Source organism: Streptomyces sp. NPDC034043 (assembly GCF_055575675.1).
Genome location: NZ_JBVISF010000004.1, coordinates 127,972 through 141,401, shown reverse-complemented (window position 1 = coordinate 141,401; position 13,430 = coordinate 127,972). Strand labels below are relative to the sequence as shown.

Genomic DNA, 13,430 nt, shown 5'->3' with positions numbered 1-13,430 from the left:
TGAGTTCCCCGGCCACCCAGGCCCCACTGCCGAGGCGAAAGAGAAGTTGGTGAACGACCGCCCGACGTCGGGCCAGTACCCCGATTTGGGGTACGACGGCCTTTCCACCACCACTTTCGCTGGTGACCAGGCCTACGCGCCCTATGAAACGCAGGGCCAGGGCTATCAGTACGTCACCGACTACCCCGCTCAGGGCAGTTACGGAACGCACGACAGCTACGCGGCGTACCACTCCGCGGCCGACACCGGCGCGTACGACGCCACCGCCTGGACCGCTCCGGAGAGTTACCTTTCCAGCGTTCCGGCCCAGGCCGGCCACGAGGACACCACGGGCCAGTACGACGCGAGTGCCTGGAACACCGCGACCGCCGAGTACCAGCCCACCGCCTTCGGCTACGACCCCACGGGCGCCGGGCAGACCGGGCACTGGACCCACCCCGGGTACGGGCAGGACACCGGCACCTACGACGCCACCGCATGGAACGGCGGCGCCGCCGACGGGGCCGCGGTCTCCGGTTACGAGGCCACCACCGTCGTCCCCGTCTTCACGGAGGCCCACGGAACGGCCGGCTCCGCGGACGCCGCCGCCGATCCGTACGCGGACCCGTACGCCGATGACGAGACCTCCGTCTTCGAGCCCGTGGCCGCTGCCGACGCAGACGCAGACGCCGTCGAGGACGGCGCCGACGCCCCCGAGGGCCTCGTCGTGCACGACATGCCCACCCAGGCGATGCCCGTCACCCCGCCCGCCGCCGGGTCCCGGGCCGGCCGCAGGGCCACCGGCAAGGGCGGCGCTGGCCGGAACAGCGCGGCCAAGGGCAGCGGAAGCGCCGCCGCCGCGGGCAGCCGCCGGCGCAGCCCGGCCAAACGGTCCGCCCTGCTGACGGTCGCCGTTCCCTCCGCCTGCGTGATGGGCGTCGCGGGTGTGGCCGCCGCCTCCGTCGGCGGGCTCACCGGCACCGACAAGCCGGCCGAGGAGACGACCACGATGGCCGCCCCCGACTCGGTGCAGCCGGTCGAGGCGAACAACAAGCTCGACACGCAGCTGGCGGCGCTCAGCGCCGACGCGGGTGACTTCGCGGACCGCGCGAGCCGCACCCAGGAGCGGATCGACCTCAAGCAGCGCCAGGAAGAAGAGAAGAAGAAGCGGGCCGAGGAGGCCGCGGCCAAGGAAGCGGCCCGCCCCAAGTTCTCGGTGCCCGTCGCCCAGCGCGGTCTGAGCGCCAGCTTCGGTCAGGCGGGCGGCATGTGGATGTCGGTCCACACCGGCATCGACTTCCCCGTCTCCTACGGCACCCCGGTCATGGCCGCCACCGACGGCACGGTGCGCACCCAGTGGAACAGCGCCTACGGCAACATGGCCATAGTCACCTCCCCCGACGGCACCGAGACCTGGTACTGCCACCTCGGCAGCACCAAGATCCGGTCCGGCAAGGTCAAGGCGGGCGACGTCATCGCCTACTCCGGCAACTCCGGCAACTCCACCGGCCCGCACCTCCACTTCGAGGTTCGGCCCGGTGGCGGCTCCGCGGTGGACCCCCTGGCGTGGCTGCGCAGCCACGGCCTCGACCCGAGCTGAGCCGCTGAGCCCAGCTGAGCCGAAGGCCCGGCCCGTCGGCCGGGCCCCGGGCCCTTCGGCCGGGCCCCGGCCCTACAGCTTCTGCACCGGCGCGTAGCGCAGCAGCAGCCGCTTGGGCTTGGCGTCCCCGAAGTCGATGGTGGCCTGCGCGTCCGCGCCGGCGCCCCGGACCTCCATGACCGTGCCCAGTCCGAACTGGTCGTGCGTGACCCGGTCCCCGACGGACAGCGCGACGACCGGCTTGTCGGCGGCCCGGCGCGTGGCGAAGCCGGAGGGGCCGGACTTCGTGCGCGACGAGGACAGGAACGCCTCGGGCGAGGTGCCGAACGTGGCCTTCCCGGACGACGAGCCGTACCCGGAAGCGCGCATCGGACCGGCCGGCTTCTGCGCGGCGCCCGTGCGCTTCCACTGGAGGTACTCGGCGGGGATCTCCTCGAGGAACCGCGACGGCGGGTTGTACGAGGGGGTCCCCCACGCGCTGCGCATGCTGGACCGGGTCAGGTACAGCCGCTCACGGGCCCGGGTGATGCCGACGTAGGCGAGGCGGCGCTCCTCCTCCAGTTCCTTGGTCTGGCCGAGCGCGCGCATGTGCGGGAAGACCCCGTCCTCCATGCCGGTCAGGAAGACCACGGGGAACTCCAGGCCCTTGGCGGTGTGCAGGGTCATCAGCGTGATGACGCCCGTGCCGTCGACGTCCTCGTCCGGGATCTGGTCGGAGTCGGCGACGAGCGCGACCTGCTCCAGGAACTCGGCCAGGGTCCCGGGGGTCGACTCGTCGCGGGCCTGCTCGAATTCCAGGGCCACGGCCGCGAGCTCCTGGAGGTTCTCGATCCGGGTCTCGTCCTGCGGGTCGGTCGACGCCTGGAGCTCGGCGAGGTACCCGGTGCGCTCCAGCACCGCCTCCAGCACCACGGCGGGCCCGGCGCCGGAGTCGACGATCGTACGCAGCTCCTCCATCAGCACGTTGAACCGCTTGACGGCGTTGGTGGAGCGGGCGGCCATCCCGAAGGCCTCGTCGACGCGCCGCAGCGCCTGCGGGAAGGTGATCTTCTCGCGCTGCGCGAGGGCGTCGATCATCGCCTCGGCGCGCTCGCCGATCCCGCGCTTGGGCACGTTCAGGATCCGGCGGAGCGGGACGTTGTCCTCGGGGTTCGCGAGGACGCGCAGGTAGGCCAGGACGTCCCGGACCTCCTTGCGCTCGTAGAAGCGGACGCCGCCGACAACCTTGTACGGGAGCCCGACGCGGATGAAGATCTCCTCGAAGACGCGCGACTGGGCGTTCGTCCGGTAGAAGATCGCGACGTCGCCGGCCTTGGCGTCGCCTGCGTCCGTCAGCCGGTCGATCTCGTCGGCGACGAACTGGGCCTCGTCGTGCTCGGTGTCCGCGACGTATCCGGTGATCACGGCGCCGGTGCCGGCCTGGGTCCACAGGTTCTTGGCGCGGCGGTTCTCGTTGCGCTCGATGACCGCGTTGGCGGCCGACAGGATCGTCTGGGTGGAGCGGTAGTTCTGCTCCAGCAGGATCGTCGTCGCGTCCTTGTAGTCCTCCTCGAACTGGAGGATGTTGCGGATGGTCGCGCCGCGGAAGGCGTAGATCGACTGGTCGGCGTCACCCACCACGCACAGCTCGGCGGGCGCCAGGTCCGGGTAGCCGGGGCCTACGAGCTCGCGCACCAGCGTGTACTGGGCGTGGTTGGTGTCCTGGTACTCGTCGACCAGGACGTGGCGGAAGCGGCGGCGGTAGTGCTCGGCGACGTCGGGGAAGGCCTGGAGGAGGTGGACGGTCGTCATGATGATGTCGTCGAAGTCGAGCGCGTTGGCCTCGCGCAGCCGCCCCTGGTACATCGCGTACGCCTGGGCGAGGGTCTTCTCGAACCCGTCGGCCGCCTGGGCGGCGAAGGCGTCCTCGTCGATCAGCTCGTTCTTCAGGTTCGAGATCTTGGCGTTGAAGGACTTGGGCGGGAACTTCTTCGGGTCCAGGTCCAGGTCGCGGCAGACGAGCGCCATCAGGCGCTTCGAGTCGGCCGCGTCGTAGATCGAGAACGACGAGGTGAAGCCGAGCCGCTTCGACTCGCGGCGCAGGATGCGGACGCACGCGCTGTGGAAGGTGGAGACCCACATGGCGTTCGCGCGGGGGCCGACCAGGCTCTCGACGCGTTCCTTCATCTCGCCGGCGGCCTTGTTGGTGAAGGTGATCGCCAGGATCTGTCCGGGGTGGACGTTCCGCGCGGACAGCAGGTGGCCGATGCGGTGGGTGAGCACCCGGGTCTTGCCGGAGCCGGCGCCGGCCACGATGAGCAGCGGGGATCCCGCGTGGACCACGGCGGCGGCCTGCTGCTCGTTCAGCCCGTCCAGGAGCGTCGCCGGGTCGATGACGGGGCGCGGGGCGCCGTCCCGGTAGTACGCGTCCCCGCTCATGGGCACGTCGAAGGCGCCCCCGAAGAGGTCGTCCGCGCCGTGCTCCGGCTCGGCGTGCTCCTCGGGCGGCGGCGGGACCTCGTCGGAGGGGGTGAGGTCGGCCAGGAAGCTGTCGTCAAAGAGGCTGCTCATCGCCTTCCGAGTCTAGGGGGCGGGACCGACAGCCGGTCCCGCCCCCGGGAAATCGGGTCGAACGGGCGCCCCGTACGCTCGCGGCATGACCGTTCTGACCAACATCTTCGTCGGCCTGCACATCATCGGCATCGCCTCGCTCCTGGGCGGCTTCCTGACCCAGATGAAGGCGATGGGCTCCGGCACGGCGCGCTTCGTGCCCGCGATGCTGCACGGCGCGCTGACCATGCTCGTCACCGGTGTGCTGCTGGTGGGCTTCCGTGAGATGGGCGACGGCGCCCCGCTCAACCACGTCAAGATCGGCGTGAAGCTGGCGGTGCTGTTCGTGGTGCTGGCCCTCGTCTACGTCAAGCGTGACGAGGAGCACGTGGCGAAGGGCGTCTTCGCGGCGGTCGGCGGCCTGACCGTCGCCAACGTCTTCATCGCCGTCCTCTGGCACTGACCGGTCGGCCGAGGCCCGTCCCGGTCGACCGAGGCCAGTCCCGGTCAGCCGAGGCCAGTCCCGGTCGGACAGAGCCAGTTCCGGTCGGACAGCGCCAGTTCCGATCATTCCGTCATCCGACCGTTACCTCCGGCTTAGCGTCCTCCCCCAAGACCTACGGGATCAGTGGAAGGACGTGAGGCCCCCGTGGCCAGTCATCGAAAGCCCAGGCAGCGCCCGTTCTCCGGCGGCACCGCACGGACCGCCGTCACCCTCGCCCTCGCGGGCGCTGCCACCGCCACCGCCTTCGAAGGCACCTCGCACGCCGACCCGCAGCCCGCCCCCGCCCAGGTCAAGGCGGAGGTCGACCGGCTCTACGGGGAGGCCGAGGCGGCGACGGAGCGCTACAACGGGGCGAAGGCCAAGTCCGACGAGGCCGAGCGGGCGCTGACCGTCCTGCGCGAGGAGGCCGCCCGCAAGACGGACCGGCTGAACAGCGCCCGCAGCGCGCTCGGCTCGCTCGCCGCCTCCCAGTACCGCAGCGGCGGCCTGGGCCCGGCCCTCCAGCTGGCCATGGCCTCCGACCCGCAGGACTACCTGGACCGGGCCGGCCTGCTGACCCGGGCCGGCGACCGGACCGCCGCCGAGGTGGCCGCCGTCAAGCGCGGCCTCGACGAGGTCGGGGAGCTGCGCGGCAAGGCCGCCGGCCGGCTAGCGGAGCTGCGCGCCCGGCAGCGGGAGCTCGCCGAGCAGAAGGCCGTCATCGAGGGCAAGCTCGCCTCCGCCCGGCAGCTCCTGGCCCGGCTCACCGCCGAGGAGCGCGCGGCGTACGAGGCCCAGTCGGGCACCGCCGCGCCCGCGGGCGCCTCCGCCGGCCCCGGCGCCCACACCCCGCCGCCCCCGGGACAGCTGCCGGCGGTGGCCGCGGGAAGCACGCGGGCCGCCCGCGCGGTGGCCTTCGCCTACGGGGCGATCGGCAAGCCGTACGTCTGGGGCGCGACGGGACCGGGCTCGTTCGACTGCTCGGGCCTGACCCAGGCGGCGTGGCGCGCGGCCGGGGTGTCCCTGCCCCGCACGACCTACACCCAGATCAACGCCGGCCGCCGGGTCTCCCGGGATCAGCTGGCCCCCGGTGACCTGGTCTTCTTCTACTCCGGGGTGACGCACGTCGGCATGTACGTCGGCAACGGCCAGATGATCCACGCCCCGCGCCCGGGCTCCACGGTCAGGCTCGCGCCGGTCTCCTCGATGCCCTGGGCCGGCGCCTCCCGCCCCGCCTAGGAGGAGCGCCGCGGCGGGCCCTACGGCGCCTTGACCTGCTGGCTGAGCCACCCGAAGGTCTGCGGCAGCTGCTTGGACCACGCCTCCAGGTTGTGCCCGCCGGTGATCTTCTCGGCGTGCACGGTGGTCGGGCTCTGGGCGAGGGCCTTGAGGTCGGTGCCGGACAGGTAGCCGTCGTGTTCGGCGCCCGACATCCACAGCGCGACCGGCGGCGGCGCGGGCCGGGTCTTGAGCAGCTCCTTCAGGTTGTGGGTGCGGCGCAGCTCGGGGTCCTTGGCCACCAGCGAGCTGGGCTCCTGGCCGGGGTCGTTGTAGCCGGACAGGGAGACGGCCGCGCCGTAGCGGTCGGGGTGCAGGATGGCGAGCTTGGCGGCGCAGTACGCGCCGGCCGAGTAGCCGGCGACGCCCCAGGTGCGGGGGTCGTCGGAGGCGCGGAAGTTGTCGGTGACCATCTTGCGGACGTCGACGCTGAACCAGCTGTCGGCGTTGACCTTGCCCGGGATGTTGGCGCAGCCGGTGTCGCCGTTGCCCAGGAGCATGGCACGCGGGGAGACGAGGATGAAGGGCTGGACCTTGCCCTCCTTCATCAGCGGCTCCAGCACCTCGTGCACCTTGAGCCCCTGGAACCAGGACTTGCCCGTGCCGGGTATGCCCGGGATCAGCTCGACGACCGGGAACTTGCGGTCCTTGTGGGCGGGGTCGTCGTACTGCGGCGGCAGCCACACCATGACGTCGCCCTTGACGCCGGAGACCTTGCCGTCGAGCTCGGTCTTCTTCACCCGCCCGCCCAGGCCTTCGACGGGCACGAACTCCTGGCGGACCTTCGGTTCCTGCCTGACCTGCTCGGCCTTCTTCCCGCCGAGCCCGTCCGGGCCCAGGTCGGGGGCGGCCTGGACGTATTTGCCGGTGCCCATCAGGTCGGTCCAGGAGACGTAGAAGTTCATCTCCCGGTTGAGTGCGAGGAAGACCAGGGCGACCGCGGTGACCTGCGCGAAGACCACCATCGCGGCGCGGGTGGCGACGCGTACGGCGGCGGGCCCGCGCACCTTGCTCCACACGGCCAGCGGCAGGACGACGGCGGTCAGGGTCAGGGCGACCGCCGTCGCGAAGAGGGGGATCCCGGTCAGGCTCATCACGCCACCCAAGAGTGGGGTGCGGCGCCCTCCGGTTGCCCTCCGGGCCTGCGGCGTGGATCACACCGGGGCCCGGGCAGCGGCGCTGATCAGACCAGCCGGCGGGCCGTCGCCCAGCGGGTCAGCTCGTGGCGGTTGGAGAGCTGGAGCTTCCTGAGCACCGCCGAGACGTGCGACTCCACCGTCTTCACCGAGATGAAGAGCTGCTTGGCGATCTCCTTGTACGCGTACCCGCGCGCGATCAGCCGCAGCACCTCCCGCTCGCGCTGGGTGAGCCGGTCCAGGTCCTCGTCGACCGGCGGCGCGTCCGTCGAGGCGAAGGCGTCCAGGACGAAACCGGCCAGTCGGGGCGAGAACACCGCGTCCCCTTCCTGGACCCGGAAGACGGAGTCCACCAGGTCGGCACCGGTGATGGTCTTGGTGACGTAGCCGCGCGCACCGCCCCGGATGACGCCGATGACGTCCTCGGCGGCGTCCGACACGGACAGTGCCAGGAACCGCACCGGATTCTCGGCCGCCGCCATCAGCGGGGCGCAGCGCCGCAGCACCTCGACCCCGCCGCCGCCGGGCAGGTGCACGTCGAGGAGGACCACCTCGGGGCGGGTGGCGGTGATGACGGTGACGGCCTGGTCCACGTCGGCGGCCTCGCCGACGACCTCGACCCCGGTCCGGTCGGTGTCGCCGATCTCGGCCTGGACTCCGGTGCGGAACATCCGGTGGTCGTCGACGAGCACCACGCGGACCCTCCTGCTCGCGCCGCCGGTGGTCGCGTTGTCCTCGGTCATGCTGTCTTCGCCGCCCTCTCCATCTCCAGCTCGACTACCGTGCCGCCGTCGGGCGCGGACCGCAGCACCGCGGTCCCCCCGTTGCGCTGCATCCGGCCGATGATCGATTCTCGTACGCCCATGCGGTCGTCCGGTACCGCGTCCATGTCGAAGCCCGGGCCCCGGTCGCGTACGGACACGAACACCGTCCCGCCCTCGACCTCCGCGTACACCTGTACGGGGCCGCCGTCGCCACCGTACTTGGCGGCGTTGACCATCGCCTCGCGCGCGGCCTGGATCTGTGCCCCGAGCTTCTCGTCGAGGGGGCAGTCGCCGACCACGACGACCTCGATCGGAACGCCGTGGTGGTCCTCGACCTCGGCGGCGGTCTTCTTCACGGCCTCGGCGAGTGTGGCCGGCTCCTCCGCCTCTTCCTTGCCGGTGCCCTCGGGCCGGTAGAGCCAGTTGCGCAGCTCCCGCTCCTGGGCGCGGGCGAGGCGGCGCACCTCGCCCGCGTCGTCGGCGTTGCGCTGGATCAGGGTGAGGGTGTGCAGCACCGAGTCGTGGACGTGGGCGGCGACCTCGGCGCGCTCCTGGGCGCGGATGCGCATCAGGCGCTCCTCGGAGAGGTCCTGGGTCATGCGGATCAGCCAGGGCCCGGCGAGCAGCGCGATGCCGACGAGGACGGCGAGGACGGCGGTGAGGAGGTTGCCGAGCTGGGCCGCGGAGCCCCGTACGACGATGAACACGGTCAGGCCCACACCGACCAGCACGACCCCGGCGAGGGCGCGCGCGGCCTGCAGGAGGCCCTTCTGCCGTCCGGCGGCGGCGCTCCAGTGGGCGCGGCGGGCGTTGTCGGCCTGGCGCCAGACGAGGACGACGCCGGCCCCGACCAGCAGGGTGGGCCAGATGTAGCGGCCGTTCTCGCCGCCGACGCGCAGCTGGGAGACGAAGATGCCCGCTCCGACGGCCAGCGCGATCAGGCCGGAGACCGCTCCCTTGTCGGGTTTGCGCAGCCGGCGGGTGCCGTCGGCGAGGGTCTCGTAGAAGGAGTGGTGCCCGGTCTTGCCGCCCTGGCCGAGCGGTACGAAGACCCAGAACGCCGCGTAGAGCAGTACGCCGAGCCCGTCGCCGAACATGAACATGCCGAGGAAGGCGAGCCTGACCCAGATCACGGGCAGCCCGAGGTGTCCGGCGAGACCGCGCGCGACCCCGCCGAGCATCCGGCCGTCGGCGCTGCGGTAGAGCCTGCGCTGCGGGACGTCCTCCGGGTCGGGTGCGTGCGGGATGCGGGGAGCGGCGGCTACGGGCATGCCACCAAGGGTCACACGCCCGGACGCGCCCCGGCATCAGGGCATTCCCCCACTCCGGCAGGGGGGATATCAGGGTTGCGCCAGGGTAGGGCCCGGTGCCGCGGGCCCGCACCGCCCGTCACCATGGACGCATGACCGACGTACACGACGCCCCGCCGGCGGGTCCCGGGGCACCGGCCCCCGCCGAGCGGCCACCCCTGCGCCGGAGCAAGCGCGACAAGGTCCTCGCGGGCGTGTGCGGCGGCCTCGGCCGGTACTTCGACCTGGACCCGGTGGTGTTCCGGATCGTGCTCGGGGTGCTCACCGTCACCGGCGGCGTCGGCCTGATCTTCTACGGCTTCGCGTGGCTGCTGCTGCCCCTGGAGGGCGACGAGGACAGCGAGGGCAAGCGGCTGCTGACCGGCCGGGTCGAGGGCGCCACGCTGGCCGCCGTGTTCAGCGCGCTGGTGGGCTGCGCGCTGTTCCTGTCGATGCTGGACAACGGGGTGATGGGGGCCTTCTCGGTGCTGGTCGTCCTGGCGCTCGGCGGGGCCTCCTACTGGTCCCGGCGCCACCGCGACACCGCCGCTCCCGAGGCCCAGGCCCCGGCCGCGCACCGTCCGGCACCGCCCGAGACGCAGGCGCCGCCGGTGCCCGGCAGCCCTTCCTGGTGGCGGGATCCGCTGGTCAAGGACGGCACCACGGGCCCGGTCGGCTCGGCGGGATACCTGTGGGGCCCGGACGACACCGCCCCCGCCGGGGACCGGCCCGGTCCCGCCCCGCACGGGCCCCGGGCCGGGACGCCCGCGCCGCCGCGCGGCGGCATCGGCGGCCGGGTGTTCCTCCTGGCCCTGCTGGCGGGAGGGGCCGGCACCGCCGCGGTGTGGGAGGGCAGCACGCTCGGACACGCCCTCCAGGTGGGGATCGCCTGCGCGCTCGCCGTCTTCGGTCTGGGCCTCGCGGTCAGCTCCGTCAAGGGCCGCACCGGCTTCGGCACGGTCCTGCTCGGCCTGATGACCGCCGGCCTGCTCGCGGCCGCGGCCGCCCTGCCGCGCGAGATCGGCACCGACTGGCGGGACGTGGCCTGGCGCCCGGCGGCGGTGGCGGACGTACGGCCCGCCTACGCGGCGGGGACGGGGCTGGCGACCCTGGACCTGAGCCGCCTGGACGTGCCCAGGGGTGCCACGGTGGCCGTCCGGGCCGCCATCGAGGCGGGCCGGCTGAAGGTGGTCCTCCCCCGGGAGGTCACCGCGAACGCGGACGTCTCGATCCGGCTCGGCGACATCGAGCTGCCCGGGGAAACCGGCCCAGGCATCCGGATCAGGAGCGAGGGCGAGACCCGGCGGGCGACCCTGCCCCCGGCCGCCGGCACCGAGGCCGGCGGGACGATCGAGCTGCGCCTGCACGCGGGCGTGGGACAGGTGGAGGTTGTCCGTGCGGCGTCATGAGTTCCAGCCGGGACGGCTGCTGGCGGGTCTCGTCCTGACCGCCGCGGGCGTGCTCCACCTGCTCGACGCGTCGGGTGAGACGGACGTGCCGTGGTTGCTGGTGGTCCCGTTCGCGCTGGGCGGGCTGGCACTGGCCGCCCTGGTCGGGATGGTCACGTACGCCGTGCGCCGGGATCAGCGCGACCGGATCATCGAGTCGAACGACCAGTAGGGCGCCCCCGCGAGGACCAGCGGGGTCCAGGCCATCAGGTACGCCAGGTCGTTGCCGTAGTAGTACGGGGTCACCGCCCAGGAGACGGTGAGCCACAGGCTGAGCGAGATCAGCAGTCCGCCGGCGGCGGCGAGCCGGGTCAGCACCCCGGCGAGCACGCCGAGGCCCACGAGGAGTTCCCCGATGGCGATGGCGACGCCGAAGCCGACGGGGGCCTTCAGGGCCAGGTCGACCAGGGCGGGGATCGCGGAGGTGTCGCGTACGCCGCGCATCATCTCGCCGACCGAGCCGCTGCCGGTCTCGGCGAGGAAGCCCCCGGCCGTCAGCTTGTCGATGCCCGCGTATACGAAGGTCACGCCGAGGAAGATCCGCAGCGGGAGGAGCGCGTAGCGGGTGGCCAGCTCCTTGAGCGGGGTGGTCCGCTGCCCGGATGGGGCGTCAGTTCGGGTCACGCCCCCATGTCTACCCCGTTCACTCGGCCACGTCGATGACGCAGCGGTTGGATTCCACCCCCGCCGCCGTGACGACCTGTACGTCCACCCGGCCGGGCTCCACCTCCGCCGGCACGGGGACGGTGAGCACCGCGTCGGAGGGGTTGGTGAACCCGCCGGCCACCGGGACCAGCGGCACGTGCACGTGGACCGAGCCGATCCGCACGACCAGCCGGGCGAGCATCTCCGGCGTCTGCGCCCCGGGCGGCACGAAGCCGACGCCGCGGATCTCGATGTCGTCGCCGGGACGGACGGCCGCGTCGATGTCGCCGGGCTCGCGCCTGCGGACCACCGAGAGCACCAGCGGACGGCTCCCCTCGGCGTACTTCGCCGCGAGGTACACGGCCGCGGACAGCGCCACCAGCAGGGCCAGCGCCCACGGCAGCTGCGGCAGCCGGTCGGGGAAGCGGGCCAGCGACACCGCCGCGTAGGCCAGCACCACGGTGGAGACCAGCACGTACTGCGCGTCCGGGAAGCTGCCGCGGCCGTCGTCGTCCGTGAGCAGGTCCACCCCGCGCGGGCGGTCCGCCGGCAGTTTCTGCAGCCGCTGCCCCATGATCCGTACGGAGACCACGCGGCGTACCAGCACCGCCACCCCGGAGGTCAGCGCGACCACCGACAGCAGCGGCAGCGCCCGCCCCAGCGCGAACCCCTGGTACAGGGCCTCGCGCTCGGGGCCGGGCGAGGAGGCGGCCAGCCGCAGCGCGGGCAGCAGCGCCGCGAAGGCGGTCAGCACCAGCCAGGCGCTCGGCACCGCCTTGGAGGTGGAGAGGCGGTTGTCCTCCCCGACGACGGGGGCCAGCAGTCCGCCCCGCAGCGACTGGGCGCGGGCGGCGACGGTGAGCAGTCCGGCCAGCGTCAGCGCGGCCAGCAGCCCCGCGGTGCGGGCGGTGGACCAGCCGGCGCCGAGCGCGGTGCCGACCTGGACCAGCAGCAGCAGTCCGGCGGCGATCCACAGGGCGAGCACGGCCCGCCGCGAGAACAGGTACAGCCAGGAGTGCCCGGCCTCCCGGCCCCGTTCGGCGACGGTGCGGGCGGACAGGGCCAGCTCGTCGGAGACCCACTGGCGGGAGGCGCCGAGCGAGTGGGCCACCGCGGCCGGCACCCCTTGCCCGGCGGCGAACTCGTCCCGTTTCTCGAGGAAGGCGGCGACCGCTCTGCGGTGGCCCTCCCGTGCGCAGTCGTCGCAGGCGCAGACGGCGGTATGGGTACTCCGGGACATCTCTTGGACAGCCACGTGCGTGCCGCCTCTCTGAACTTCGGTGCAATGCCAGCGAATTGTGCACCACTGCGACAGTGCTCCGGATTGCGCACGATGTCAGAGCAGGTGATTAACGGTTCATGATGTTGACGCCACCCTCCGCGACGGTCTGCCACAGCGGCTGGTAGCTCACCCACGCGGCGAGGTCGCCGCCGAACCGCTCCCGGGTGGCCACGGCGGCCCGGTGGCCGACGGGGACCGGTTTGCCGGCGGCCCGCGCGATCAGCTGCACCTGCGCGGCCCGTTCCGCCGCGATGAACCACCAGACGGCCGCGTCCACCGAGCCGCCGACCGTCAGCAGCCCCTGGTTGCGCAGGATCAGCGCCTTGTACGGGCCGAGGGCGCGGGCGGTCCGTGCCGGGTCGGCGACGCCGTCCCCCGGGTACTCGTCCAGCAGCGCGTGGTCCTCGTAGAAGGCGCAGGCCTCCTGCGTGACCGGGGCCAGCAGCTCGCCGAGGCAGGCCAGCGCCCTGCCGTACGGGCCCTGCGTGCGGACCACCGCGACGGCGTCGGGCCGGGCCCGGTGCACGGCGGCGTGCACGGCGAAGGCCAGCTCGTTGAGCCGCCGGCCGCCCTCCAGCACCCGCCCGTCCCCGTCGGCCAGCAGCAGGTCGTCCGGGCGGAGGCCGGCGAAGGCCCGGCCGAAGGGGTTGACCCAGTAGCAGTCCTCGAATTCCGGGTCCCGCGCGGTGACGTGTCCGCCGACGCCGTCCTCGTACCCGAGGCGCCCCAGCAGCCGCAGTGCCCCGGCGAGCCGCTCCTTGCGGTGGGCGCGCTCCTCGGCCGGGTCCTCGTACGCGGGCGGCATCTCGAAGGCCAGCCGGTCCACCGGCACGGGTACGGGCTGGTCCGGCATGCGTGCCTCCTCCAGGTCGCGGCGTGCGCGGGGCCGCGCTTGCGCGGCAGTGGCCGCGCAAGCTACCGGCGCGGCCCCGAAGTGGCCAGAGGAAGGCCCGGGAAAGGCGGAAGCCGCCGCCCCGTGAAGGGGGCGGCGGCTCC

At 73.1% G+C, this 13,430-nt stretch carries 12 protein-coding genes; 5 read left to right on the top strand and 7 right to left on the bottom strand.

Translation table 11 applies throughout. The features are described from left to right. The first annotated feature begins 49 nt into the window (after window positions 1–49). On the top strand, window positions 50–1,579 hold the full coding sequence (locus ACZ51S_RS11900; RefSeq protein WP_468960635.1) for a M23 family metallopeptidase: 1,530 nt from the start codon (window positions 50–52) through the stop codon (window positions 1,577–1,579). Between the two features lie 72 nt (window positions 1,580–1,651). On the opposite strand, the gene pcrA is transcribed toward ACZ51S_RS11900, so the two are convergent. After that, window positions 1,652–4,129, bottom strand: a complete 2,478-nt coding sequence (gene pcrA / locus ACZ51S_RS11895) for a DNA helicase PcrA (protein ID WP_468477323.1) — start codon at window positions 4,127–4,129, stop codon at window positions 1,652–1,654. Between the two features lie 85 nt (window positions 4,130–4,214). On the opposite strand from pcrA, the gene ACZ51S_RS11890 reads away from it, so the two are divergent. Together ACZ51S_RS11890 and ACZ51S_RS11885 are read left to right on the top strand one after the other, a co-directional pair. Beyond that, window positions 4,215–4,571 carry a hypothetical protein gene (locus ACZ51S_RS11890; RefSeq protein WP_468477322.1) on the top strand — a complete coding sequence of 119 codons (357 nt, stop codon included), beginning with the start codon at window positions 4,215–4,217 and terminating at the stop codon, window positions 4,569–4,571. 186 nt (window positions 4,572–4,757) lie between these two features. Continuing rightward, window positions 4,758–5,831 carry a C40 family peptidase gene (locus ACZ51S_RS11885; protein WP_468477321.1) on the top strand — a complete coding sequence of 358 codons (1,074 nt, stop codon included), beginning with the start codon at window positions 4,758–4,760 and terminating at the stop codon, window positions 5,829–5,831. Window positions 5,832–5,851: 20 nt separating this feature from the next. Here the strand turns inward: ACZ51S_RS11885 and ACZ51S_RS11880 are convergent, their stop codons facing one another. From ACZ51S_RS11880 to ACZ51S_RS11870, 3 genes are all read right to left on the bottom strand, one after another. Then, a complete protein-coding gene (locus tag ACZ51S_RS11880; protein ID WP_468884687.1) occupies window positions 5,852–6,964 on the bottom strand; it encodes an alpha/beta hydrolase in 1,113 nt (370 codons plus the stop codon). An 89-nt stretch (window positions 6,965–7,053) separates the two neighbouring features. Then, on the bottom strand, window positions 7,054–7,749 hold the full coding sequence (locus ACZ51S_RS11875) for a LuxR C-terminal-related transcriptional regulator (RefSeq protein WP_468477319.1): 696 nt from the start codon (window positions 7,747–7,749) through the stop codon (window positions 7,054–7,056). Beyond that, entirely contained in the window at window positions 7,746–9,041 is a 1,296-nt protein-coding gene (locus ACZ51S_RS11870) for a PspC domain-containing protein (protein ID WP_468477318.1), read from the bottom strand. Before ACZ51S_RS11870 ends, ACZ51S_RS11875 begins: the two co-directional genes overlap by 4 nt. Before the next feature lie 131 nt (window positions 9,042–9,172). On the opposite strand from ACZ51S_RS11870, the gene ACZ51S_RS11865 reads away from it, so the two are divergent. Both ACZ51S_RS11865 and ACZ51S_RS11860 read left to right on the top strand, forming a co-directional pair. After that, window positions 9,173–10,468, top strand: a complete 1,296-nt coding sequence (locus ACZ51S_RS11865; protein WP_468803800.1) for a PspC domain-containing protein — start codon at window positions 9,173–9,175, stop codon at window positions 10,466–10,468. Continuing rightward, on the top strand, window positions 10,455–10,679 hold the full coding sequence (locus ACZ51S_RS11860; protein WP_388934685.1) for a hypothetical protein: 225 nt from the start codon (window positions 10,455–10,457) through the stop codon (window positions 10,677–10,679). The genes ACZ51S_RS11865 and ACZ51S_RS11860 overlap by 14 nt, the downstream gene beginning before the upstream one ends. On the opposite strand, the gene ACZ51S_RS11855 is transcribed toward ACZ51S_RS11860, so the two are convergent. The 3 genes from ACZ51S_RS11855 to ACZ51S_RS11845 form a co-directional block, all read right to left on the bottom strand. Continuing rightward, complete coding sequence (locus ACZ51S_RS11855) at window positions 10,643–11,131, bottom strand: DoxX family protein (protein ID WP_468477316.1); 489 nt, start codon at window positions 11,129–11,131, stop codon at window positions 10,643–10,645. The genes ACZ51S_RS11860 and ACZ51S_RS11855 overlap by 37 nt on opposite strands. Window positions 11,132–11,150: 19 nt before the next feature. Beyond that, on the bottom strand, window positions 11,151–12,407 hold the full coding sequence (locus ACZ51S_RS11850; RefSeq protein WP_468477315.1) for a hypothetical protein: 1,257 nt from the start codon (window positions 12,405–12,407) through the stop codon (window positions 11,151–11,153). Window positions 12,408–12,501: 94 nt separating this feature from the next. Then, window positions 12,502–13,287: a class II aldolase/adducin family protein gene (locus ACZ51S_RS11845; protein WP_468477314.1), complete on the bottom strand. Its 786-nt coding sequence runs from the start codon at window positions 13,285–13,287 to the stop codon at window positions 12,502–12,504. Between the last annotated feature and the right edge of the window lie 143 nt (window positions 13,288–13,430).